This is a genomic window from Spongiibacter marinus (genome assembly GCF_016906995.1).
Taxonomy (GTDB): Bacteria; Pseudomonadota; Gammaproteobacteria; order Pseudomonadales; family Spongiibacteraceae; genus Spongiibacter; species Spongiibacter marinus.
Genome location: NZ_JAFBBD010000013.1, coordinates 1 through 22,098, shown reverse-complemented (window position 1 = coordinate 22,098; position 22,098 = coordinate 1). Strand labels below are relative to the sequence as shown.

General features: G+C 54.7%; 34 protein-coding genes and 1 pseudogene. 18 read left to right on the top strand and 17 right to left on the bottom strand.

Annotation, left to right across the window (positions count from 1 at the left end):
• The 17 genes and pseudogenes from HNR64_RS16305 to HNR64_RS16225 all read right to left on the bottom strand — a co-directional run.
• Window positions 1-467 (bottom strand): annotated as a pseudogene (locus HNR64_RS16305) (collagen-like protein); the annotation flags it as partial.
• Window positions 454-1,989: a phage portal protein gene (locus HNR64_RS16300; protein WP_204997472.1), complete on the bottom strand. Its 1,536-nt coding sequence runs from the start codon at window positions 1,987-1,989 to the stop codon at window positions 454-456. The pseudogene HNR64_RS16305 and the gene HNR64_RS16300, both read right to left, overlap by 14 nt.
• The gene (locus HNR64_RS16295) at window positions 1,986-2,207 is read right to left on the bottom strand and encodes a primosomal replication protein PriB/PriC domain protein (RefSeq protein WP_204997471.1); all 222 of its coding nucleotides are present in this window, start codon (window positions 2,205-2,207) and stop codon (window positions 1,986-1,988) included. The genes HNR64_RS16300 and HNR64_RS16295 overlap by 4 nt, the downstream gene beginning before the upstream one ends.
• A 54-nt stretch (window positions 2,208-2,261) precedes the next feature.
• Complete coding sequence (locus tag HNR64_RS16290; RefSeq protein ID WP_204997470.1) at window positions 2,262-4,316, bottom strand: terminase gpA endonuclease subunit; 2,055 nt, start codon at window positions 4,314-4,316, stop codon at window positions 2,262-2,264.
• Complete coding sequence (locus HNR64_RS16285; RefSeq protein ID WP_204997469.1) at window positions 4,252-4,731, bottom strand: hypothetical protein; 480 nt, start codon at window positions 4,729-4,731, stop codon at window positions 4,252-4,254. Before HNR64_RS16285 ends, HNR64_RS16290 begins: the two co-directional genes overlap by 65 nt.
• A gap of 156 nt (window positions 4,732-4,887) precedes the next feature.
• Window positions 4,888-5,628 carry a hypothetical protein gene (locus HNR64_RS16280; RefSeq protein ID WP_204997468.1) on the bottom strand — a complete coding sequence of 247 codons (741 nt, stop codon included), beginning with the start codon at window positions 5,626-5,628 and terminating at the stop codon, window positions 4,888-4,890.
• 8 nt (window positions 5,629-5,636) lie between these two features.
• A complete protein-coding gene (locus tag HNR64_RS16275; protein WP_204997467.1) occupies window positions 5,637-6,107 on the bottom strand; it encodes a hypothetical protein in 471 nt (156 codons plus the stop codon).
• 44 nt (window positions 6,108-6,151) lie between these two features.
• Complete coding sequence (locus tag HNR64_RS16270) at window positions 6,152-6,451, bottom strand: hypothetical protein (protein ID WP_204997466.1); 300 nt, start codon at window positions 6,449-6,451, stop codon at window positions 6,152-6,154.
• Entirely contained in the window at window positions 6,448-6,747 is a 300-nt protein-coding gene (locus HNR64_RS16265; RefSeq protein WP_204997465.1) for a hypothetical protein, read from the bottom strand. Before HNR64_RS16265 ends, HNR64_RS16270 begins: the two co-directional genes overlap by 4 nt.
• Before the next feature lie 8 nt (window positions 6,748-6,755).
• Complete coding sequence (locus HNR64_RS16260) at window positions 6,756-7,244, bottom strand: hypothetical protein (protein ID WP_204997464.1); 489 nt, start codon at window positions 7,242-7,244, stop codon at window positions 6,756-6,758.
• A complete protein-coding gene (locus HNR64_RS17585; RefSeq protein ID WP_204997463.1) occupies window positions 7,241-7,597 on the bottom strand; it encodes a YcbK family protein in 357 nt (118 codons plus the stop codon). Before HNR64_RS17585 ends, HNR64_RS16260 begins: the two co-directional genes overlap by 4 nt.
• Window positions 7,598-7,880: 283 nt before the next feature.
• Complete coding sequence (locus HNR64_RS16250) at window positions 7,881-8,399, bottom strand: hypothetical protein (protein WP_204997462.1); 519 nt, start codon at window positions 8,397-8,399, stop codon at window positions 7,881-7,883.
• A gap of 323 nt (window positions 8,400-8,722) precedes the next feature.
• Entirely contained in the window at window positions 8,723-10,315 is a 1,593-nt protein-coding gene (locus HNR64_RS17500; protein ID WP_204997461.1) for a DUF5906 domain-containing protein, read from the bottom strand.
• Window positions 10,308-11,483, bottom strand: a complete 1,176-nt coding sequence (locus HNR64_RS16240) for a PriCT-2 domain-containing protein (RefSeq protein ID WP_204997460.1) — start codon at window positions 11,481-11,483, stop codon at window positions 10,308-10,310. Before HNR64_RS16240 ends, HNR64_RS17500 begins: the two co-directional genes overlap by 8 nt.
• A gap of 2 nt (window positions 11,484-11,485) precedes the next feature.
• Window positions 11,486-12,055 carry a hypothetical protein gene (locus HNR64_RS16235; protein ID WP_204997459.1) on the bottom strand — a complete coding sequence of 190 codons (570 nt, stop codon included), beginning with the start codon at window positions 12,053-12,055 and terminating at the stop codon, window positions 11,486-11,488.
• Window positions 12,052-12,258 carry a hypothetical protein gene (locus tag HNR64_RS16230; RefSeq protein ID WP_204997458.1) on the bottom strand — a complete coding sequence of 69 codons (207 nt, stop codon included), beginning with the start codon at window positions 12,256-12,258 and terminating at the stop codon, window positions 12,052-12,054. Before HNR64_RS16230 ends, HNR64_RS16235 begins: the two co-directional genes overlap by 4 nt.
• Before the next feature lie 62 nt (window positions 12,259-12,320).
• Window positions 12,321-12,554: a hypothetical protein gene (locus HNR64_RS16225; protein ID WP_204997457.1), complete on the bottom strand. Its 234-nt coding sequence runs from the start codon at window positions 12,552-12,554 to the stop codon at window positions 12,321-12,323.
• 120 nt (window positions 12,555-12,674) lie between these two features.
• On the opposite strand from HNR64_RS16225, the gene HNR64_RS16220 reads away from it, so the two are divergent.
• The 18 genes from HNR64_RS16220 to HNR64_RS16135 all read left to right on the top strand — a co-directional run bounded on the left by HNR64_RS16220 (window position 12,675) and on the right by HNR64_RS16135 (window position 21,953).
• On the top strand, window positions 12,675-13,454 hold the full coding sequence (locus HNR64_RS16220; RefSeq protein WP_239547936.1) for a LexA family protein: 780 nt from the start codon (window positions 12,675-12,677) through the stop codon (window positions 13,452-13,454).
• Window positions 13,444-13,689 (top strand): hypothetical protein, encoded by a 246-nt coding sequence (locus HNR64_RS16215; protein ID WP_204997455.1) that lies wholly within the window; start codon window positions 13,444-13,446, stop codon window positions 13,687-13,689. The genes HNR64_RS16220 and HNR64_RS16215 overlap by 11 nt, the downstream gene beginning before the upstream one ends.
• A 140-nt stretch (window positions 13,690-13,829) precedes the next feature.
• A complete protein-coding gene (locus HNR64_RS16210; RefSeq protein ID WP_204997454.1) occupies window positions 13,830-14,204 on the top strand; it encodes a helix-turn-helix domain-containing protein in 375 nt (124 codons plus the stop codon).
• A 14-nt stretch (window positions 14,205-14,218) separates the two neighbouring features.
• Window positions 14,219-14,410 carry a hypothetical protein gene (locus HNR64_RS16205; RefSeq protein ID WP_204997453.1) on the top strand — a complete coding sequence of 64 codons (192 nt, stop codon included), beginning with the start codon at window positions 14,219-14,221 and terminating at the stop codon, window positions 14,408-14,410.
• Window positions 14,400-14,690, top strand: a complete 291-nt coding sequence (locus tag HNR64_RS16200; protein WP_204997452.1) for a hypothetical protein — start codon at window positions 14,400-14,402, stop codon at window positions 14,688-14,690. Before HNR64_RS16205 ends, HNR64_RS16200 begins: the two co-directional genes overlap by 11 nt.
• Window positions 14,659-14,946, top strand: a complete 288-nt coding sequence (locus HNR64_RS16195) for a hypothetical protein (protein ID WP_204997451.1) — start codon at window positions 14,659-14,661, stop codon at window positions 14,944-14,946. Before HNR64_RS16200 ends, HNR64_RS16195 begins: the two co-directional genes overlap by 32 nt.
• 55 nt (window positions 14,947-15,001) lie before the next feature.
• Complete coding sequence (csrA, locus tag HNR64_RS16190; protein ID WP_204997450.1) at window positions 15,002-15,190, top strand: carbon storage regulator CsrA; 189 nt, start codon at window positions 15,002-15,004, stop codon at window positions 15,188-15,190.
• Between the two features lie 417 nt (window positions 15,191-15,607).
• On the top strand, window positions 15,608-15,889 hold the full coding sequence (locus tag HNR64_RS16185; protein WP_204997449.1) for a hypothetical protein: 282 nt from the start codon (window positions 15,608-15,610) through the stop codon (window positions 15,887-15,889).
• A 1-nt stretch (window position 15,890) separates the two neighbouring features.
• Complete coding sequence (locus tag HNR64_RS16180) at window positions 15,891-17,333, top strand: DNA cytosine methyltransferase (RefSeq protein ID WP_204997448.1); 1,443 nt, start codon at window positions 15,891-15,893, stop codon at window positions 17,331-17,333.
• A complete protein-coding gene (locus HNR64_RS16175; RefSeq protein ID WP_204997447.1) occupies window positions 17,330-17,602 on the top strand; it encodes a hypothetical protein in 273 nt (90 codons plus the stop codon). The genes HNR64_RS16180 and HNR64_RS16175 overlap by 4 nt, the downstream gene beginning before the upstream one ends.
• An 84-nt stretch (window positions 17,603-17,686) precedes the next feature.
• The gene (locus HNR64_RS16170; protein ID WP_204997446.1) at window positions 17,687-18,061 is read left to right on the top strand and encodes a hypothetical protein; all 375 of its coding nucleotides are present in this window, start codon (window positions 17,687-17,689) and stop codon (window positions 18,059-18,061) included.
• 87 nt (window positions 18,062-18,148) lie between these two features.
• Window positions 18,149-18,538, top strand: coding sequence for a hypothetical protein (locus HNR64_RS16165; protein WP_204997445.1), 390 nt, complete (start codon window positions 18,149-18,151; stop codon window positions 18,536-18,538).
• Window positions 18,539-18,611: 73 nt separating this feature from the next.
• Window positions 18,612-18,812 carry a hypothetical protein gene (locus tag HNR64_RS16160; protein WP_204997444.1) on the top strand — a complete coding sequence of 67 codons (201 nt, stop codon included), beginning with the start codon at window positions 18,612-18,614 and terminating at the stop codon, window positions 18,810-18,812.
• 91 nt (window positions 18,813-18,903) lie between these two features.
• Complete coding sequence (locus tag HNR64_RS16155) at window positions 18,904-19,110, top strand: hypothetical protein (protein WP_204997443.1); 207 nt, start codon at window positions 18,904-18,906, stop codon at window positions 19,108-19,110.
• Between the two features lie 65 nt (window positions 19,111-19,175).
• Complete coding sequence (locus HNR64_RS16150; protein ID WP_204997442.1) at window positions 19,176-19,367, top strand: hypothetical protein; 192 nt, start codon at window positions 19,176-19,178, stop codon at window positions 19,365-19,367.
• Window positions 19,368-19,426: 59 nt separating this feature from the next.
• On the top strand, window positions 19,427-19,744 hold the full coding sequence (locus HNR64_RS16145; protein ID WP_204997441.1) for a hypothetical protein: 318 nt from the start codon (window positions 19,427-19,429) through the stop codon (window positions 19,742-19,744).
• A 353-nt stretch (window positions 19,745-20,097) separates the two neighbouring features.
• Window positions 20,098-20,298, top strand: coding sequence for a hypothetical protein (locus HNR64_RS16140; protein WP_204997440.1), 201 nt, complete (start codon window positions 20,098-20,100; stop codon window positions 20,296-20,298).
• A gap of 416 nt (window positions 20,299-20,714) precedes the next feature.
• A complete protein-coding gene (locus HNR64_RS16135; RefSeq protein WP_204997439.1) occupies window positions 20,715-21,953 on the top strand; it encodes a site-specific integrase in 1,239 nt (412 codons plus the stop codon).
• Window positions 21,954-22,098 lie beyond the last annotated feature (145 nt).

Here is a 22,098-nt window from a genome sequence, read left to right as displayed (position 1 = left end):
CATGCTGGGCCAGTGTCGCCTGTGTCGCCTTTCAGCCCCTGAGGGCCAGCTGGGCCAGTGTCACCGGTATCGCCTTTCGGGCCTTGAACACCTGCCGGGCCGGTGTCTCCGGTGTCGCCTTTCAGCCCCTGAGGGCCTGCAGGGCCAGTGTCGCCGGTGTCGCCTTTCAGCCCCTGAGGGCCTGCAGGGCCAGTGTCGCCGGTATCACCTTTCGGGCCTTGAGCGCCTGCTGGGCCCCTCAGTGCCAGCGGCGTCCAGTTATCTGTGTTGCTCGGCAGCACACCCTTGCAGGCCGTGTCGCATACGTAGCTGCTGCCCTGCCAAAACACCACGTCGCCGGCAAGGTAGTCGGCATCATTGCTGTACCTGCCTCGCCAGCGCAGGTTTGCAGCCTTAGCCAATGCCTTTACTGCTTTCGCAGCGACTGCCAGGCTGAGTAGCTCGCCGCGCCTGTCAGCCGCCTTCATTGTTAAGCCCTTCCAGCATGGCTAGCGCGGCTTTGGTAACGGGGTCACTCTCAGCGTCACTTGTTGTTGGCCGCTTGGCTGGCGTAGTAAGTTCTTTTTCTTTAACGCTTTTGTTCCACGATGCCGTTTGATCCAGCACCTCATGTGGGTTTCGGCCGCGTCGGCGAATGGACTGCTGAGGGCTGATAAGCATGTTTTCCAGCAGTATTTCGTCCGCCTGCGCTTCGTGCACGGGGTTGATCCACGGCATGCTTGGGGTGATGAAATCCACATGCAGCAAGCTGCTAACGTCCACCTCTGGCGGGATATCAATAGCGCCGCTGAGCTGGGCCATGCGCACCCAGCGCCGCACTACGGGCTCTACGATTTCTTCGCAGAACTCCAGACTGAGTGCGGTGTAGTTAACAAACTGCTCGACCAGCTCTTGGCGCTGGCTGCTGTAAGTGCCGTTGTAGTTTTTGGCAATGCTGCTAAAGCTGGCGTTGGTGCCAGCTGCCACCATGCGCTGCATGGTTTCTAAAAAGGGGGTTAGCAGTGTGCTGGGGCGGTTACTCTGAATAGTGCCGACGGTTTCACCGGGCTGCAGGTCGTCATAAATACCGCCAGCCTGAAGGTCAAACAGGCGGTTGCCTTTTTCATCTTCATCGCCCTCAGCCTCATAAAGACCCGGGTCGCCCTTTTGGATAAAGCCAACCATCATGCTGGCGATTTTGGCCGCGACCCGCTCTGAGCTTTCGTAGTCTTTGATATCGTTTAGGCGGTCCAGTACAGAAGCAAAGATGCTGACGCCGCGCGTTTGGTGCAGGCGGCTGACAAACTTCAGGTGCTCGATGCTGTCGCCTCTGTGAAAGCGCAGTTTGTTCTTCCAGCCGTGGTTGCTGCCGGGGTGCTCGTCGTATAACCAGTAGCCTTGCACTTGGCCCCATGCGGATTTTTGCACACCCTGCACAACTCGGCTTGAAGGGTCCGACCAGTCGTGCGGCAAAAAATCTGGCTCAAAGCACTCTAGGCTGTAGGGCACGGCGCTGGCGTGTTTGTAGCCGGGAATGGCGCCTTCAAGGTGACGAGCCAGCACTTCACCATCACGAAACCAGGTGCGCGCCAGCAGGCGCTGAGTTTTTGCCCAGCTGTGTTGGCCGGTGCATTCGGGGCGCCTCGCCCAATCGCGATAAGCTCGGTTCATCGCCGTGGCTAGCCCTTCGTGAATGTCGCCACTCAGGTCTTTAGGCATGAACTCAACGCCTATGCCATGCGGCCCCACTACGTTGTTGACGAGCGTGGTGAGTATGCCGGTGGCGAAGTCGTAGTTCTGTTCCAGGTGTCGAGCCTGCCCACGCAGGGTGGCTAGATCCATCTCCACCACGGCATCGCCGCTACGGTTGTCGCCGGGGTTTTTGCGGGTGCGACTGGGCTGGGCGGCTTCATACCTGGACACTACATCCAGAGCCTTGCGCGCTCGCGCGCGACGCAGGCCAGACTCAGGCGAGAAGAAACCGACAATGCCGTCTATAGGATTTTTCATCGAATAAAGTTCGCCAGTGCCGGGCTGCGTTTGCGCTTACCGCCAGCCGCTGCGGTTTGCTGCTGCAAGCGGCGCTCCCATTCCACGCGACCGTCACGGATCTCATTCAGGTTTTCCATGGTGAACGTGCGCCCGTTCATTACAGTGGTTTTGCCTTCCAGCACATCCTTTTCCGCTTGGATGTAGATGGCCACCATTTCAGCTGCGGATTGAGTCATGAGGCTTCCAATGTTCTACGTGAAACAAAAAGCCCGACACTTGGCCGGGCTTTGTTAGTTCAACAAAGAGCCAACCGGCCTGCTCTGCCGTGGCTTTTTGGTTTTCGGCTTGTCGTTGGTTTGATTGGCCGGTTCGCTGAATAGCGTCCGCTGACCAAGCTTGCCCTCTATCTCTGACCATTTAGCCTCGTTGTGTTTGTGCATCCCACGCGCATGAGCCGCATGGAGTGCATAAACCTCGCAGTCAGTCCCTTCATTTCGCCGCCCGGTCCGCACTTGCCACACCAGTTTGCCTCGGTGCTTTTTGCTTGGGGCTTTCACTTCTGCCGTGACTTGCTCCCAGTAGTCTTGCCGCACTTCTTTGCAGCTGTGCATGTAAGCGCTGGTGCCGAGCAGCCGCCGGGATATCAGATCCTTGGCTTTGTGGGTGCCGACCATGTAGACCTTGACGCCGAATTTGTCGGCCTTGGTAACACGCTTGGCATTGGCCCGATCTACCTGTTTAGGCAGGCTGAAGATTTCTTTTGTGCCTTGGTCGTTGCTATCGCCCTTCACCGCCATAACCAGGGTGCCGCGGTACTTTTTGCTGCGCGTTCGCACCCAGTGGTAAACGGCGTTGCTGGTTTGTCCGTCTGAGCAGTCGATACCGATCGCCGCCGCATTGATTCCGCCGAAACGTTCGTGCTCAAAGGTCTGAAAAACGAGTTTGTCGAGTGCCGTCCAGCAGGGGTCATTTTTATCTACGGTGTCTCCGTCGATCTCGCCCCAGTACATTTGCCAGCTTTCTTCATTGCGACCAAAGGCGCGGACAATGATGGCCAGCCTGTCGTGCTGTACGTCGATGCCGATGGTGACCATGAGGCCTTCGGCTGGGCACACCAGCTCGGGGCGGTCTTCAGCGGCCTCACGGAGTTTGTCGCTATCCAGTATCTGGTTGGCGGCATACTGATAGGGCCGCCCCAGCTTGCTGTTTTGAAATACAATCCGGGCAGACTCGTCGCCCGCTTCAGCTTCGTGCTCGGCTTCAAGGTAGTCGCGTACTACGTCTGCCAGGCTGGTACCGGGCATGCAGACGTAAAGCTCTGACAGCTCCATAAATGTTTCTATAGGTTCTTCGTCGTACGGGCCGTAGCCCTCGCCTACTTGTTGTTTTATCCAGCCGCAGAACGGGTCACCGGCATCCCGCGCCGCCTCGCACGTTTCCAGTATGTTGCGCTGTCGCCGGTAGTCGCTCCACACGCTGCCGCAGTGCGGGCAGCTGTATACCGCTGTGTCTGGTAGCGCTAAACCGAACACTGGGTGCGCGGTGCCTTGCTCCTTCTCGTCCCAGCTAACGTACTCCCAATCGAGCACATGACTTTCACCACAGTCGTGACACGTCACCGGCAACACCCGCATAGTTCCGAGCTTGGTGTAGTGCTCCACCTGGGAGAGGTCAGCCACTGATGGCGTGCCGCCGACTACCAGTTTCTTTTTCCGCATGCGCTTGAGGCGTTCACGGAATAGGCGAATTGAGTCGCCTTGGTCGCCGATGTCGCGGTTAGTGTCGTCGGGCTCTTCAACTATGCCCCGCCGGCTAGTGGTCGACTTCACGTTGCTAACTGAGTTTGAGCCAACGCAAGTTAGCTCACCGCCTGGCCATTTTTTTACCGTTGTTCGGTTGCCGCTGCTGCGGCTAGTACTGGTGTCGATCACTCCACGCATGGATGGCGAGGCTTGCACCATCGGCACAAACTTCTCATCCATGAACTTGCGGCCTTTTTCCTCCTTCGGGAAAAGCGCGAGTATCCGACTAGGGTCGACTTTCGCAACTTTGCAGATCCACGCCGCCAGCAGTACCGTCCACCCAATCTGTGCAGCTTTTTGCATCACAACCAGCCAGCAGAGCTCGCTGTCTAGCGCGTGCATGATGCCCCAGAAGTACGGCACCGATTCGACTTTGTAGTAGCCTGCGCTGTCGCTATCCTCTGCTGGCAATCGAATGTTGTCAGGTAGCCACTCGATTAGCGGCTGGTCAGGCTGAGGAACCCACTGCTCTCGTACTTCAAGAATTAACTTCTGGAGATTCGAGCGAGTAACTGCCAATAGCTCTGAGGGCAGTTTCGACATCTCGCTGCAGTGTATCTCGGTCGACCGTGATCCCATGCTCTGACTCAATGGCTGTGATAATCGAATCCACAGCTCCTAAAAATTCGTTTTTGCCAATAGTCGACCACTCCGACATCACCTGTCGGACAGTTTCTAAATCCAGAATTAATTCGTCTTCGCGCCAAAGCTGACGCATTGTCATTGCGGCCTTTGCTTCTGATTCAGCGGCTTGCGCAAGATCCCGGCGTTCGCGGGCATTTGACTGGACGCGACCTGATGCTTCAGTCCGAAGCTTTTCGCAATAGGTCGCCAGCCAAACACGATAAGAAGCGCCTCTCTCCAATAGACCCGACGCAACATGCTTACCAACGGCCTGCTGAGTTGCACCGACAAGTTCGGCGAAGTCGGCTTGTTTTGCTTGGGCGTCTAAATCCATGAACGATTCAACTCAATAAAAACCAGCGAACGCTGAGCTAGCGACAACACAGCAGGAGCTGCACCACCCTCAATACAACCCCCCTAGGAAAATCAGATATCTGTTAAAACACCGGGGCCCGAATTACCCGTGCGGGGTACCCCTCCGGGAGTACCTTTAGCTGCCGCCCCGACCTGATGAAGCGCCGGACCTGCGAGCAGCCTCGCTAATTGCCTCATTGACTGAGCGCAACACTTGGTCTGGGAGGTGTCTTTCCGCAGACTGCTGACTTACACCGTAAAAATCAAACCTCTGTCGGTAGTTCGGATTGCTCGCTATCACCATGAACGACTTCAGCTTCTTCCCTTGGCGCCAGAAGATCCCATTGTTGGGAAGCCAGAAGTACTTGCGCCCACCCGCTCGCTTTGCTGACGCGCTGGTGGTGTTTTGGTAAGTGTCTATTTGGCCGCCAACGTTAGATAGCGCCTTGACGACCTGCGCGGCCGTTAAATTTCCGTATTTGTTCAGCCGAGCATCTCGGCCAGGCGCCATGTATTGGCCAGGCTTTAGTCTGCCTCTGTATTGAAGCGCTCTCTCCGATCGCTTCGGCCTGCGTTTTCCACCAGCTATCTGTGCTTGCAAGTACTGAGCTGCCGCCGTCCCTTTGGGCGCAAAGTCTTTAAGCCCTACTGTCGACTGAAGCCGGCGCTTTGTAGCAGGCTTTGTGAACGTCGAGCGAACCGTAAACGGCTTGGGTCGATCAAATACACGCTCCATCGTTGCGCGCAGATCAACCTCTACCGCTTTTGATGTGCGCGTTAACGCTTTCGCCGTTGCAAAGGGAATTTCATTTGGCATGCTCGCCAGCATCTGCTGGATATTGGGCATGTTTGGCGTGTCGACCCCAAGCTTAAACATGTCGCTGCCTACAGCTCTACACTGAAGACCAGCGCCGCACCCGCACCGAAATAGGCAAGCGTTGTCGACGCGTTATCGGAGATAGGTAATCGAGCTGTTGCCATTGCCCACGGGTGTAGCTTTTGCATTAATGGCCAGGCCTTGCCGAACTGACCGGCGAGCGCCGGGTTGACGATGTTGCTCAAGCTCGGCAGCTTCTCCCGGTAACCAGTTACCAGCCCGAGCTCACCGCCCAACGCAACAGGCCCAACCGTCACAACATGCAAATATCGCGTGAGCAAGAAGCTGTCCCAGCTGTGAGAATTGCGCATGTAACGCAGATTCCACTTGCTACCAGCTACACCCTCGCAGCCAATCAACGGGCCGTTTTCGTTGTAATCACCAGAATCAAAGTGAGTCACCAGCATGCCCACGTTCACCCGGTCACAGGCGAGCGTTGGCCCCGCTATTAAAAGCGCGCAAAGAATGAGAAATCGCATGGTTGTGCCTCCGGCAAAATACCGTGAGTGATTAGAACGATTGTTCAGTGATTTAGGATTAAGCCGCTGGCTTCCCCTGGTGTAGACTCTGCCGGGCTAACGTTAAGTAGCTCATAGCCCTGCTCTATCTTCAGGTCTGCAGCATTAAGTGCTTCGAGCATATCGACTGAGCTTGGCGAGGCGTCGAGCGACACCTCGATGCCATGATCAAGAACGCCAATCACTGCAGAATCCATTAGCACTGGCACCACCGAAACCTGCGCTATGGCAGAGCAGGCAATAAGCAAGCAGACTAGGCCGATCGCAATGGTCGATCGATGCAACACACGCAGCGCGTTGTTCATGGGATCCTCGCCTCAACTCGGTCAACATCACGGCGCAACGACTTAGTCTCGGTTTTCAGTGAAGAAATATCCGCCTCATGAGTGCCGGACTTGTCCACCAGTCTCCGAGTAACCTCTCCATAAATACGCACGCCATTCTCGATGTTCAGAACGGCCTGCGCGTTCTTGGCGATCTCGGCAGCCGCCTTTGCCTCTTTGGCCGCGCGCTCATCTCGCTTAGCATCCCAATGCAGATACAGCGGAATCACCAAGCCCACTATCGCAACCAACAGGCCAACCTCAACCTTTCGCGCCATTGCAGTGCTCAAGACATCAGCCTCGTCTTCTCGGCACTGGATCGCGTCGTGCCAATCCAATACACAACGCTTGCCACCCACAGCGCAATGAGCTGGCCACCGAAGTAATTCACCATATCGCGGTTCGCATCTGGCACATTTACTTGAAACAACGCCAAGCCATACACCAACGCCATCAGAGTCATCACCAAGGTAATCACCGCAGGCATTGGGCTGTGCTTATGATTCGCCCGCGCATTCTGTACATCCGCAATCTCAGCCTTTGCCAGCTCTACTGCCATCTGCTCAAGTTCGGCGCGATGATCCGCCTCAATTTGCTTGAGCTTAGCCACCGCATCAGGCCCACCAAGAGCCTTTGCGACAGACTCAGAACCGCCATCAACACCAAGGCCAGCAGCAACAAGAGCACCAACAGTGCCGCCAGCAGGTCCAGCCAAGACTGAGCCCAGCAGGGGCGCCACCTTGCCAATATCTTTTGCAATACTCGACCAGCTCATGTCTTCCACCGCGCTCTGCCGTTACGGCTGTCAATGTGAGTAAACGTGCTGTAGCGCCCTAAGCCGCCCGGGTTTAGTGTTTCTGCAAAGTCGGCAACGGCGCTTGGCTCTACGTTGCTAACCCGAATGTCGGCAGCGCGGCCATACAAATGCTGACTGCGCGCGCTCCCACCCACTTGGGCATTATGTCTAGCGCATCGGCAAGCGGAGTTAATGGTTACCGGCCGTTGGAAATGAGTGCGAATCTTCTCAAGCATTGCCACCAGGCCGGCATCTACCGTGTCGAACTCACAATTCCCGCACTTGCACCGAAACTCGATTCGGCTGAAATGGGTGCTTATGTCGCCGGCCATAACATTCACCTAAAATAAAAAAGCCCTCACGAAGAGGGCAATGGGGTCGCTCCGACTGAAGCCATGAGTCGCAATGTGGCCGCTAAAATGCAGGCATAAAAAAACCCGGCTTTGTGGGCCGGGCTTCTTTGTTCGTCAACTTTTGCGATTGAAACATATTGAATACCCCTAACCGCAAAAAAGCCAGATAACATTTTTAGAACGGCTGTTGATAACCAAATAAAATATAATTAAATCAGCAGCCTACAAACAAAAAAAATTTTCAAAGCCGGAAATCCAGCACTCAAACTGTGGATAACTTGTCATTCAAGCCATCCAACTGAGCCGAAATATCAGCCAGATCGGCATTCACATAGCTCTCACCAAAAATCTCTCGATCAAGCCGCAAGCCCAGGGCATCCAGCCGCGCATCCATTGTCTGCACGCACACACCCAGCAGCCCCGCTCGCTGCGCCTTATTCAGCCCCTCGCGCACAAACGCTACCTCAAGCAAATACTGCTCATCGCCAGGCAGAGCAGCAATGGCCTTATCCAAGCGCTCTACATCACCGCGCATATGTCGCGTTGGCGCCTTGCTGGGCCTCGATGCCGTCGCCCTGGCATCCAATCCCCCGCCAATGCTCGCCCGCAACACATGAGCCGTTTTGCCAAGGCCGTGTGTGGCCTTTTTTCGCCCCGTGCTGCGCTTCTCCATCACCACTGCGCCCATGCCCTTGGGATACCCCAAGCCGGCCAAATCGGCCCCATTTAAGCGGCAGCACCGCGCCCATTCCTCAAGCAGTCGTTCCAGTCGATAAATCATGCAGAATCTCCCCTCTAAAACCTTGCCGGTCTTGCCGGTTTAGATGCCGGTTAGTTAAAAATTATAAGTTACTGATTAATATACAAATGCCGGTCTGCCTGTTATGCCTGTTAACATTTCCTCGCATGGGAAAAAAATATTTTCCTCCACTAGGTCTTATTACGCGCGCGCACATGCGCGCATGCGCGCGCGTGAGGGAAATTAAGACCGGCATAACCGGCAGACCGGCATTCCTAAAGAATTCAAAGACTTACAAAAAACGCTTGACCGGCACCTAAACCGGCATGACCGGCATGACCGGCATGACCGGCATGACCGGCACATTAGACGGCACCATCCTTACTTAACCAAGAATCCAGCGCAGAATCAAAATGCTTAAAGCGCTCGGCAAACCAGCGCTCAACGCCATCCTGTGCGGGAGGTCTATCTACCATGTAAAAGTTGGTCTTCACGCCCCCGGCGTCATAGCGCTGATCCCGGCGCAAGGTAACGCGTGTTTTAATAAAACTGGTGAATTTACGCTGAGAAAGCGTACTTCGCTCGCCATTCTCAGCGCACCAATGCTTAAAGGCCTCAAATAGCTGCTTGGCCGCACACGTTCTATAGGGTATGGGCAGGCTCTCGCTTTCCCATTCGCGGTAGAAAGCATCCCAGGCGGGCCGCCCAAAATCGATAATTGCCTGCTTGGCATCAGTCATCGGTGGCGCGGTAAAGGGGTCAAAACCATCAAGCGGGTACTGAAGCAGAAAGCCATAAAACGCCTCAACACCACCGTTATTCAATTCTCGGATAATGCCTTGCCTTAGATCCTCGCGCAGCTTTCTATCTACCCAAAGCACAAAAAAGCGCCGGTCATTGGCCTCTAGCGGCAAAGGCTGATGCTCATTACTCAAGAAGACCGCGTTCATATAGTTCGCCTCTTCCCAGTCGTTAATGAACTTCATGTTTACCCGCTTTGTGCGGCCCGTGACCATGTGTTTGATCATACCTGACTGGTTATGCTTCTCAGACCGGCTCAACACCTCCTCAAACAGACAGAACAACTTACCGCTGGCCCATCCATTGTAAGGGCTTTCCAGCTCATGCTGGCCGCACGTCACACTGTAACGCCCATAAATCTTGCGCAATATCTCCTCAAAAAATAGTGATTTGCCGCTGCCGTGAACCTCACCGTGCAAAATCACAGCACTGGCCAGCTTGGCCCCTACATTTTGTAATGGGTAAGCCATCCACTTCAGCAAATAATCCCGGTGCTCAGCTACGCCACCGCAAAGCTCATCGACCAAATCAATAATATTTCTACACGCCTGATTACCCTCGCCAGGCTCACCAGGCATCATCTCAATACCGTGAAAACGATTAATGGTACCCGGTCCTGTTCGATTCTGCGTTGGATCAAACACCAGCGCATCACGCAAAACCTGTCGCCTGTGCGGGCTTTTCAGCCACTTCTCATAGCTCTCTGGGTAGGCATAGCGAAGATTTGTCACCTTGAATTGCTCGTCGGTTGCCGTGTCGTAGCACTCATCACTATTAAAAATGTAAACGTACCGCTCAAGCATGGTCTGCACCCCCCCGTCCCCCGAGGCCTGGGCGGCAGAAACCGCGCGCTTGCACTGACCATGATCAATACTTTTCCGCTCAGCGTGATCCAGCCACTGGCCAAACAGCTTGGGACCAACAGCATCCTTCGCTGCTGACTTCTTCATCAGGCTCTGAGTTGACGAATCCCATATCTGGGCCTCTGGAAACGTCACATAAAAATGCTCGAGCAAAAAATCCAGATCAAAACGCGGCAGCACTTTCAAAGAGGGTGCGGGAGATTCAGGCGGCTCGCCAAAGGCATCGGCCACAGCATTAGCACCCGCCTCATTCTTCAAATCATTGAAATCAGTTGGCGCCTTACTTTTAGCCACTCACAGCCTCCTGTTCGTTGTTGTTATCTGCAAAAGTCGGGAACACAGCCCAGGCACTGGTGCCATTTGGGCCGCTTACTGCCTCGGCAGCTTGAATAGCCATGGATCGGCCAGGATTCCCCGGCGTGGCGCGGTCATCATCACCGGCCACAATAATGTTATGGCTTGGGTACCGCGCGCGTATCGCCTTGCACACCGACAGCAAATTTCCAGCATCAAACGCCACGACACATGGGTGACCCGTAGCCTCGTGAACCGCCGCCATGGTCGCGTAACCCTCACCCACACAAATAGGGGGCACGGGGGATTGCGTCTGCCGGAAAAGAATATCCTCGCGGATAAAATGAAAAGCGCCCTGCTTCTGCGCGCCTAAAAAGAATGATTTTTTGCCACTGCCCCACAAAAACTGCAGGTTTACCAACGCGCCCTGCTCATTCTGCAGCGGCACCAGTGCCAAGCCCGTTTTGAGATAACGGGTACTGATATGGTCGGGCTTATCTTTTAGTCTGGGCAACGTCTGGCGTATCTTCTCAGCGTCACGCACCAGGCTCACCTTGCCGGTCAGCTCATCACTAATCACCAGCATTTGCCGACGAGGAAACCCCACTCCATACGCCATGGCGCGCTTGCCCACCAGGTACTTACTCAACGTGGTGGCAAAATCCAACGCCGAAGGCTTGCCGCCAGCGCTTAGCTCAGCAATCACACTATTAAACTGATCAACAGCGCCCTGCGGCCTTAACTCATTCTCCCAAATCTCCTGGGCAACAAGCGCCGTGCGGCGCTGCAAGGCCTCGGCAACGGCCTGCTCTTTCGCCTCTCTGGCCTTACGCTCAGCCAGCCGAGCGGCGCGCTCACGCTCCAAACGGTTGCGCTCTTCGCTCGAAAGCTCACGCCGCTCAGGCTGCCAGCCCGCATCCATCGCCAGCTTAAACAGCGTGCCAATGCCAACGCCGCCACTACTTTTTACGCTGCGCCAGGTAGAGCGACAGTCACGAGGGTTATAACTTGACCCATCGCGTGACCAGTCATCGAACAAGTCAAAGGCGTCCCAGAACTCGCTTTTGATCGCCATCGCAATCATGGCCCATTCACGGCGCGCCATATTCGGGTCTAAGTACATCAGCGCGCTGCGCACATCGCTGAGTTCAGTTGGGCGGTCAATCATGCCTATACCAACCCAAAATCTGCACGGTTAGCATCACGCCCCGCAGGGGCCCGCAAATGCCAATCGGCGTCTTTAAACGCATCTGGAAAAGGCTCGGCTATTTCCTTAATGGCATGCCGGTAGTGAACGTAGTGAAATCCATCCCCCACCGTTCGGAAAAAGCCCCAGCTGCTGCGCCGAGGGCCAACAACAAATAACGTCCACGTTTCTGGCCGGGCATCCACAATGCGGTGAAAGTCACCAACACCGAGGCCGCCGCCCTTAATCACATTTACAGATCCAGGGCGCACCTTGCGACGACGCATCACCACCCCACCCTTTTCACCCGTATCAGCAGAAACCAACCGCTCTTCCTTGTACCAGCCAGCAAGGCATACAGCCACGGCGTTAAATGGGTGATCGTGCGTTTCTTCATCGCGGTCAGCATCCACAAAACGGTGCAGATAGACCGTTCGGCCAAATAGCTGCGCCAAAAAATAACGCTCCAGATATCGCTTGCCAGGTGCGCGATCTATGCGCCTGCATGGCAAAGCCGCTGTAATGCGGAATAAGGCTTTTGCAACCAGGCTCACAGATACACCCCGCACTGCTTAGCTACCAGCTGAGACTTCTTCACCGCCTCGATGCGCTCATTTTGCGCACGTCGCCCGGCCGACTTATCGCTCAAGGGCTTACCCCGGCGACCAATAAGGTCTGGCCACAAGTAATCATCATTCAGTGCATCCAGTGCTTTCTGGCTCGTTTCAACGCTGGCGCGAAGGGGTTTGTTTTTCATGATGTGTCCTCTGTTCAGAGAATGGTTATTTTTTGTACAAAGGCGCAAACTTATTGCCAAGCTCAAGCGTTCGCGGTTTTGCTATGAACAGTTTCCGGCTCAAACATCTCTGGCTTGATATTGCTGTCTGCCATACAGAGACGAGCGATAAGCCCACCCCCAATTGGGCGCCGACCATTTGCCGCGGCAGAAAGCGACGAATAACTGCTGTCGCAGCCATCGGCCAACGCCTGTTTTTCATCATTGCTGAGGCACTTCCAGTATCTGAAAAAGCCTTCAGGTCTAATTTTTTTCACGTGACTGCTCCGTCAAGAATCTCTTTAGCGTTAAAAAATGTACCTATCGCAACATTACAAGTCAACAAATATGTTGCGGTAGTAAATTGAATCTGGCTTCCGTGGAGCTAATATTTGCCCATGCCTAGACACATACCCACAAAACAACTCAGAAGAGAAAAGCTTAAAGAAGCGCTCAACGAATTTATCGAAAGCCACAGCACTCCCAAAAAACGGGCGAAGCAAAAGGACTTTTTGGAGCTGTTTAGGTATAACCAGGACGGTACAGAGAAAGAAAAATCTATCGATGAGAGTTTTTTTAGCCAAATGAAGCTTGGGCGAAAGCAAATCCCAGACGCATTTGCTCGCGAAATTGAAGCGAAACTCGGCAAGCCGCCATTCTGGATGGACACCCCGTACGAGTCCGATGAAAAAGCTTTTGAGGTTAAAGAGCTGAACGCCAAATACGGAGCTGGCTTACAGAAACCCAGGCTTGTAAGAATGCTGGAAATCGAAGAAGCCGCTCATTGGAGAGAGCATTTAGCGAAGCCGAGTTATCAATACCATGGGCCGCTGTACTCGCCAGGATTCTGCAGTGAAATAGCATTTTGCGTGCGCATGACCGACACCAGCATGGTTTCACAAGGTATACATGGCACTTACATCCCTTATGGCGCGCTTGTTTTTATAGACCCGGCAGTTGAAGCTGAGCCTGGCGACCCTGTCCTGGCGGTGATAAACAGCGACGACATAGCCCTTGTGCGCACCCTTATCGTTGACGGGCCAAACAAACGACTGGCCCCGTCGAATACCGTCGGCTACAGCACAATAGATATCGAACATGTGAATATCGAAATCGTCGGTCCAGTTATAGGATATTTTCAATCACTGAGAAGGAGCTTTAGACACAATGAATCTTAACGAAAAATCACGCGGCACCTCATTTCTGCTTACCCTGCTTTTTGGGCCTCTTGGCCTTATGTACTCCAGCCTTGCCGGCGGCATTGTGCTGCTGATTATTGCCGTTGCAACGGCCGCCACGATTATTGGCCCGGTTATTTGCTGGCTACTTGCCATTGTTATTGGCGATAGCGCCACGCATAAGCACAATCAGAACATAAAAAAAGTGACTGAAATGATGCAAAACAACAAATAAGGCCCGATCAGAGCCTGCTAAGCCCGCAATATGCGGGCTTTTTTTTGCCCAAAAATTACCAGCACAAAATAAATGTTGCGTTTATTTTTACCGTGCGCTACATTTTTTAGCCAATGAAGCTAGAAAACCGGCACCCGAAAATGAATAAGCAACCACAAATCCACACCCGACAAGGCAAGCCCCTTACCCGCGCCCAGGCAAAAGTGGTGGTGTTGCTGGCAAAGGGCCTCACCTTCAAAGAAATTGCCCGCGAGCTTGGTGTTTCAGATACCACCGTTAAAGCCCACGCCGACGACTCCCGTGAGCGCACGGGTGCAAAGAATGTGGCTCACCTTGTCTTCCTTTGTTGCCAACAGGGTTTGATCTCCGCCTCTATGCCGGTGGTGTTTGCCCTGATCATCAGCAGTCAGCTTGCAGCACTACTGCCGCGCGACACCAGTCAGCCCGTTCAACCGCCGGTGCGGTTAACACGCACGGTACGCACGCGGCGCCGCGAAGACCTACTACCCGCCTGACAAGGAAAATAATCATGCGCAAGCAAACTGCACACCCCAAACAAGGCCCGAATGGTGGGCTAATTATCCGGCTGGAAGGCAAAACCGAGGCGGTAAATGCCCGACTGAAAACGCTTGAACGCACCGACCGTCTGGTCAGCGCTGCCATGGTCACCTACGGCAAAACCCATGCGCGCTGCCACGCGGAGGTTATGAATGCACGGTGAGCTGGCCGAGATAACGCAACAATTACGAAAGATTGCCAGTTCGCTAACTAAGCTGCACAGCCGCATGAACCGACTGGAAAACAAGCACCATACGCTACGGCAAGACCATTTGCGCCTGAAGGCAGATAACCGAGAAGTACCGGAAATTTTAGAGAGCTTCAGAGAGCAAATCGCCGCCGTAAGCGAGCAGGTCACCATTATTGGCGATCAGCAAGTGCAGATCGGCCGCTACCACGAGGCGTTGGAAAATGAACAGTACACCGACACTGAAACAAGTTAGCCAGCAGCTGGGCATTAGCCACCGAAAGCTGCTTAACCAGCTCAAGCGCGACGGCTACGCCAAAGCCACACCGCGCGGCCCTGTGCCCGTGTACCCAAAAGCCAGCGCCGAATGCCTGCAAAGAATTGACACCTGCGTGCCGATTGAAGTGAGCAATGGCGTGATCAACAAGCGCGGCGTAACCATTGGTGTTACCGCAAAAGGTATTGATTTTTTGGCTAAAACCTACGGCCACATGGCAACCAGCACCCAGTGAGTCGCCGCATCGCTCGCGGCCCTTGGATCAACCCTCAATGGATGGAGAAATCGCAATGTCTTTAGTACTCACACGCCGCATTGGCGAAACCCTAATGGTCGGCGACGACGTCACCGTCACCGTGTTTGGCGTCAAAGGCAACCAAGTGCGCCTGGGCGTAAACGCACCCAAGCACATCGCCGTGCACCGCGAGGAAATTTACGAGCGCGTGCAAGCCAACACCAACAAGGACACCGCAGCATGATCCCCGCGGCCTGCCTCACAGCGCTTGTCTGGCTATTCGCCTGGCAAGCCTGTCGGCTGGCCGCAAAAGCGGATCGCACAATGGAGAACGAACAATGAACCCGAAATTTGACCTCGTATCCGGCCCAGGCTATCACCTGCGCGAGCAAGCCGCCCTTGCCTATTACGCATGCCAACCGGGCACGATCGACCATAGAGTAACCTGCTGTCGCTGCGGGGATGTAGGTCGCCCGACTTGGGCCCCTTTGGGCGAACTCGGCCCAGCTAGTGTTCCACCCCTTCCTCGCGCATGGACCACAACCGGAAATGACGCGAGAAACGCAGTTTGCGCAAGCTGCATCAGTACACAATTAGACCAAGCAATCAAAGCCATGAGCAGCCACGCAAGAAGCCCTCAGGGTCAAAAAGAGCTTGCCCAATGAAACCCATCGCCGTCTACCGGGGCACCACCAACGACGATGGCAAATTCGTCGGCCCCATCCAGCACCCGGGTAAACGCAGGTACCGGTACCGCGTAGACCTTTGGATAAAAACCGGCAACAGCGCCCTGCTGCGCGACGAAATCAGCACCAAAGAGCCCGTGCGCCTAAACGACCTGCTCCAAGACCAAGTGCTACCCAACATCGACAGCCTCATTGCCGAAGCCGACCAAGAAGGCGGTACCCAGCAATACGGCTTTGAAATTTATAAGTGGGGATGAAATGAACTACCGAACCACACCACAATATTCGATGGGCTTTGACGAGCTGCTGGTTGACAACTTCGCCGGAGGCGGCGGCGCCAGTACCGGCATTGAGCAAGCACTGGGGCGCCCCGTAGATATCGCCATCAATCACGACGAGCAAGCCATTAGCATGCACACCGTCAACCACCCCACTACCACGCACTACTGCGAAAGCGTGTGGGATGTAGACCCTCGCGAGGTGTGCAAAGGCCGCCCCGTTGGCCTGGCGTGGTTCAGCCCCGACTGTCGGCACTTCTCTAAAGCCAAGGGCGGCGCACCGGTGTCGCCACGAGTAAGAGGCCTCGCATGGGTCGTGTTGCGCTGGGCAGCCACCGTCAAACCCCGCGTAATCATGCTGGAAAACGTCGAAGAATTTACCACCTGGGGGCCACTTGTTCGCGACGAAAATGGCGACATGCGCCCCTGCCCAAAGCGTAAAGGACAAACCTTCAAAAGCTTCACCAATGCACTGAAGCGCCAAGGCTACCAGGTGGAATATAAACAACTGCGCGCCTGCGACTATGGAGCCCCCACCATTCGCAAACGCCTATTTATGATTGCGCGCCGCGACGGCCAGCCAATTAATTGGCCTGCACCAACGCACGGCCCCGGCTTAAAACCCTATCGCACAGCCGCCGATATCATAGACTGGAGCTTACCCTGCCCCAGCATATTCGCGCGCAAAAAACCGCTCGCAGAAAACACCCTCAAGCGCATCGCCAAAGGCATTCATCGCTTTATTATCGAGGCAGAGAAGCCGTTTATCGCGAACGACGTAGCCCCCTTTTTAACCGAACACGCCAACGGCTCAGGGCAGCGGGTGTTCAATACTGAGGAGCCATTGCGCACTCAAGTCAGCCGCATTAAAGGCGGGCATTTTGCCCTATGCTCAGCATTCCTCGCCAAACACTACAGCGGCGTTACCGGCCACGGCGTAGAACAACCTATCGGCACCATCACCCAGCAAGACCACCACAGCGTCGTCACAAGCCACATGCTCAAACTACGGGGCAGCAATGTAGGAAGCCCGACCGACAGCCCCCTGCACACCGTCAGCGCGGGCGGCACTCACCACGCCGAAGTGCGCGCTTTCCTGCTCAAATACTACGGCACCAACATCGGCCACGACCTGCGCGAGCCCCTGCAAACCGTTACCAGCAAACACCGCTTCGGGCTCGTTACCGTGCGCGGCGAGCAATACCAAATCGTCGACATTGGCATGCGCATGCTGCAACCGCACGAACTGTTCGCCGCCCAGGGCTTCCCGACAGACTACATCTTCGACCGCGACGCCACCGGCAACGCCATCACCAAAACCCAACAAATAGCCAAATGCGGCAACAGCGTCTGCCCCCCAGTCGCCGAAGCATTAGTTAAGGCCAATATGGCAATCGCCACCCAACGCGAGGTCGCAGCATGACAGCCACCACACACACAGGCCGCCTCGTGCCCGCCAGCAAATGGATAAACGAAACCTTTGAAGCCGGTGTATCCACCAAAACCGTCTACAACTGGGTAGCCAATCGCGTCATACCTGGCGTCATCCTAGATGGCAGACCCTTTGTGGACGCCGACAAAGCCGCCGTACTGCTGGACACCCACACCATCATCACCGCACCCAGCGTCACACCCGTCGACGGCGGCAACGCCACCGTTGCACAGCTGGTGCAAGGCGGGCTAACCCAATAGCTCTAACCCGCAGGACAGCGGTGAGAGAAGGAGCGCAGCGACTGAACGATCCGCTGCTACTGGTTGTTATCTTTGAGGTGGGAAATGGAATACAGCTTAATTGAGATATTTGGATCATTGCCGGTGACGCCTGAAAAATTTGCGACACTCGATCCAAAACTGAAGTGGCTCGGAAAAGCATCCGAGGGCGACTCATGGTGCACCACTTGCGGAACGCTCGACCCGCAAACACCCCGAGCGCACCACCAAAAATGCTGCTCATACTTGGATGCCGACAAATTCCCAGAATTTGAAAATCCACTGGGGACATGTCCCGATTGCGAATTCGATTACCTCAGAATTGATAGCAGCCGAGAACTTCAGTACAGCGTGATCACTTGTGGTGACTGTGGCTATGAATTCAGCGGCAGAGTTCCGGAGGAAACGCTTACAGAGCAATTTCTGGCGATAGAAAGATAACCCGCAGGACAGCGGTGAGAGAAGGAGCGCAGCGACTGAACGATCCGCTGCTACTGATTGTTAGGCTGGAAATTCAAGGAGTTTTATATGTGCATGATTGACGATGCTGACGGTGAATGCGTAGTGCTGCATAGCGATATACGCACAGCGCGGAAAGCCCACAAATGCAATGAGTGCCACAGAAATATTGAGGGCGGCGAGCCCTATTTGAATGAATGCACCGTTTTTGAGGGCAGCAAAGAAACCCACAAAACATGCCAGCACTGCCAGGTAATACGGAAGTGGCTGACACATGAATGCGGCGGCTTTGTGTATGGCCAAATCTACTCTGATATTGAAGAACACGCATGGGAGGGCTACGGCATGGCTGTTGGCCGGATGGTGATTGGGATGCGTAAGAAGTGGCGAACAAAGGCCGGGACGCTACTGCCATTACCACAAATCCCGAGCGTATCGGGCCACGATATTGCAGCCTAACCATTAGCTTAACAGCGGCGCGCTTTCTGCGCCGTCAGATTACAGCGCCTTGTTATGGCGCGAGGAGGAAGAAATGGCGATGCCGTTAAACTCAGAAACATTCGACAAAATGGTTGATGAAGACATTGCTTGGTTAAAAGAACAAGGGATAGACATTGAAGCACCAGAGAACTCGTTATACGGCGGCCACATAGTGGCGTGTTTGAAAATGGCGAAAAAATACTACCGAGAGGTAGAGCTGCCAAACACTCCAGAATCGGCTTGGGATTGTTAATCGCCATAACCCCTGAGCTTTGTGGCTTGTAGCCAGTCCAAAGCGTAGCGAACAACAGCGACTTGTTAAGCAGCAGATACGGAGAACGAAAATGAGCTACCCGAAATGCCCGCATTGCCAATATGAATTTGACGCGGAAGATATTTGGCACGATCGCCGGATTGACTTCCCCACAGAAAACGATGGAGACACGAACGATACGCACTGCCCGAGCTGTAAAGAGCCGTTGCGCGTGATGTTATCGCTGACCCCATCGTGGGCATTTCTCGACGAGAACGACGACGAGATTGCTGCTTAACCCTGAACACAGGCGCGGCGGCACGCCGTCGCGCTGCTGAGAACTGTTAGTTTGCGGATGCGAATATGGCAACACTTGAAGACAGACAGAGCGCCGAGCGGGCAAAACTAGAAATGCTCTGCAACGCATTAGAAAGCCGAGCCCATGACCTGCGATCATTGCTCGACGTGCTGGCAGCGGCGAAAGATTTTCAGGGCCTGGATGCGTTGCCGCACATTAAGGCTGCGATGCGCCATTACCTGGAACGAGCAAACTAACCCTGCTAATAACCGGCGCAGCAGCGCCATCACTTGAAACGAAAAGAGGAACTACCGACATGAAAAACTTTAAAAGAGCCACAATTGCTGCGTCGGCGTTGATTGCGTTGTTATGTGCCAGTACCGCGCACTCTGCCGAAGCTGTGTGCCACCTACCAAAAGACTGCCAGTACTTGGATAGTGAATTTTCAACAGGCGGCGGTGACAAGGTTTCATATGTGATGGAGGTTACTTGCGGGATGCCCGGTGAAAAGATAGTCAAGCACACCCACTGGAAGGTGAGTGCTGGAAGCTTGTTTGGCATCGGCCGCTTCACTGCGCCACGAAGCATTGAGTTCCGAAAAAGCAACTCTAGCGAGCTAAGCTGCAAATACTGATGGCACATAACCCCAGCAGCCAGGCGCCGAAAGAAGCGCAGCGTATTGGGGTCGCTCTGCGGGGCCGTTGTTATGAGACTGAGGACTTTGAAATGAAATGCAGAACTTGTGAAGTCGAAATACCTGGCCCGAACGGCAACAGCTTTTACGGTTCTATCGGCGTAGAGGGTGTGCAGTGTGAGAAGTGTGCGGTAGCTGAATATAAAGCGAACAATCCTTTCTGGAATGTCCCGTTATTGCTTAAACCGCGGGGCCTAGTGTCGACGGATAACGTCTCATAACCCACAGCTTAAAGCGGGCGCTTTTTGCCCGTCGATTACAGCGCCTTGTTATGGCGCGTGGAGATAAGAAAGATGAAGACCAGATTAAAAGGTAGTGCGGCTAGAAAGTTTTTTGCTGAGCGACTTGTGGATCGCGAAGGTGTGGGAGCAGTTAACGGCACGGCTGGGCCAATGAAGGACGCCGTGCAGGACGTTATCGATGTGCGTTTATCCACGCGTGGTAGCGATGTCGACTTGAAGGACGTACTCCGCCAAACCAAGAAAGCGCCATAACCCGCAGGACAGCGGTGAGAGAAAGAGCGCAGCGACTGAACAATCCGCTGCCACTGATCGTTCGACGACAGGAGCCGAAAATGAAATGCAAAAGCTGCCAGCGAGGCTTTAACGGGATGGACGGAAATGGCTACCAGCCCTGCACATGCCCGCCAGAGCCACCCGCACCACCACCTTGCCGCCTGCAATGTGGAGCCTGCGGTTTTACCGCATCAGAGCCGGCATATAAGCACTTTTGCTGGACTGGTATTTTGATGGCTTCCGCGCTGCTCGCAATACCCGCGATTTTATTCGCGGCAGTCATTGCCAGCTGGCTGAGAGCCTAACCCCGGGTGAACGACGCCAGCGCAATTTGACACCACGCCGCCCCACTGACCACTATAAATCCACCACCACACAGCACGGACACCCACGGAATGGCCAGGAAACGCATCGTAGAAGGGCTGGAGCTGCCCGAAAACCTCTACCAGACCCCGCGCAAGGAACCCGGCAAATGGCGCTATAAACGCCCCGATGGCAGCTTCTACACCTTCGCCGCGAGCACCCAGGATGCCATCGCAGCCGCGAAAGGCCTGAATGCACAATTCGCCGCCGGCGCCAAAGTCACTCGAGCCACCAACCCGCAATACGGCCGCCTAAGCATTCGCCGGCACGTCGAAGACTTTATCGACGAGCGCGAGAAGCGCGAACCCAGTCTGCGCAACAAAACCAGCTGGAGCAACCGCAAGGCCTACCTGCGCAGCTACGCCACCCTAAACGCTGGAAAATCCGTCTCTCAAATTACCCTACTCGACGTGCAAGCCTGGTGGGACACCCTCACCGGCCACGCCCAGCGCAGCCGACAACCCGAATTTCGCCGGTTCTTCAACCACCTGCTGGCACGCGGCCTTTGCCCAAAACTTGACGCCAACCCCTTCAGTAGCAGCGACGCCGCACCACGAGTGGAAATGTCAGCCAAGCCCGCCAAACAACGCCTGCGCCTCTCTCAAGAGCAATTCTGGCTTATCTACAACCAGGCAGGGGAAAAATACCCATTCCTGCAGATCGCCATGGCCATTAGCCTCATAACCACCCTACGCCGAGGCGATATCTGCGACCTAAAATTCGACGAACATGTGGTCGGCAATCTGCTCAGAAAACAGATCAACAAAAGCCACGCCCAGCTCAGCAAAGAATTTGAGCGCCGAGGCGGCCAAGCCGACCCAGCCAACCTAAGCTGGGACCTCGACAAACACCCCCTACTGCGCCAAGTCATCAACCGCGCCCGCGAACTCAGCCTCAGCCACCGGCGCTGCCCCAGCCTACTCAGCCACAAATACAAACGCCGCTACAAAAGCCAACATCGCAGCCACCCTTACCAGGTACTACCAAAATTCCTGAGCGACGCCTTCGCCGAGATCCGCGACGAAACCACAGACACAAACGGCAAGAAGCTCTTCGCCGACGTCCAACCAAAGCACCGCCCCACCTTCCATGAAGTCCGCAGCCTTGCCGGCGACATCTACGCCGCTGCTGGCTTCAGCAAAGCACAAATCCGCGAGCTCTACGCCCACACAGACGATAGCACCACCGCGATATATCTCAGCGGATACGGCAAAAAATGGCAAGAAATAGACATAGCGCTGCCCAGCGGCGCGCTAGACAACGAATTTTGACCAAAATGAAGTTTTGTTCAAAACATCAAAACCAGTGTTCACTTTTGTTCACCGCCAAGGCGGGCGCTATTAACACACTGATTTTAATAAAGAATTGGTACGACCGAGTGGATTCGAACCACCGACCCCCACCATGTCAAGGTGG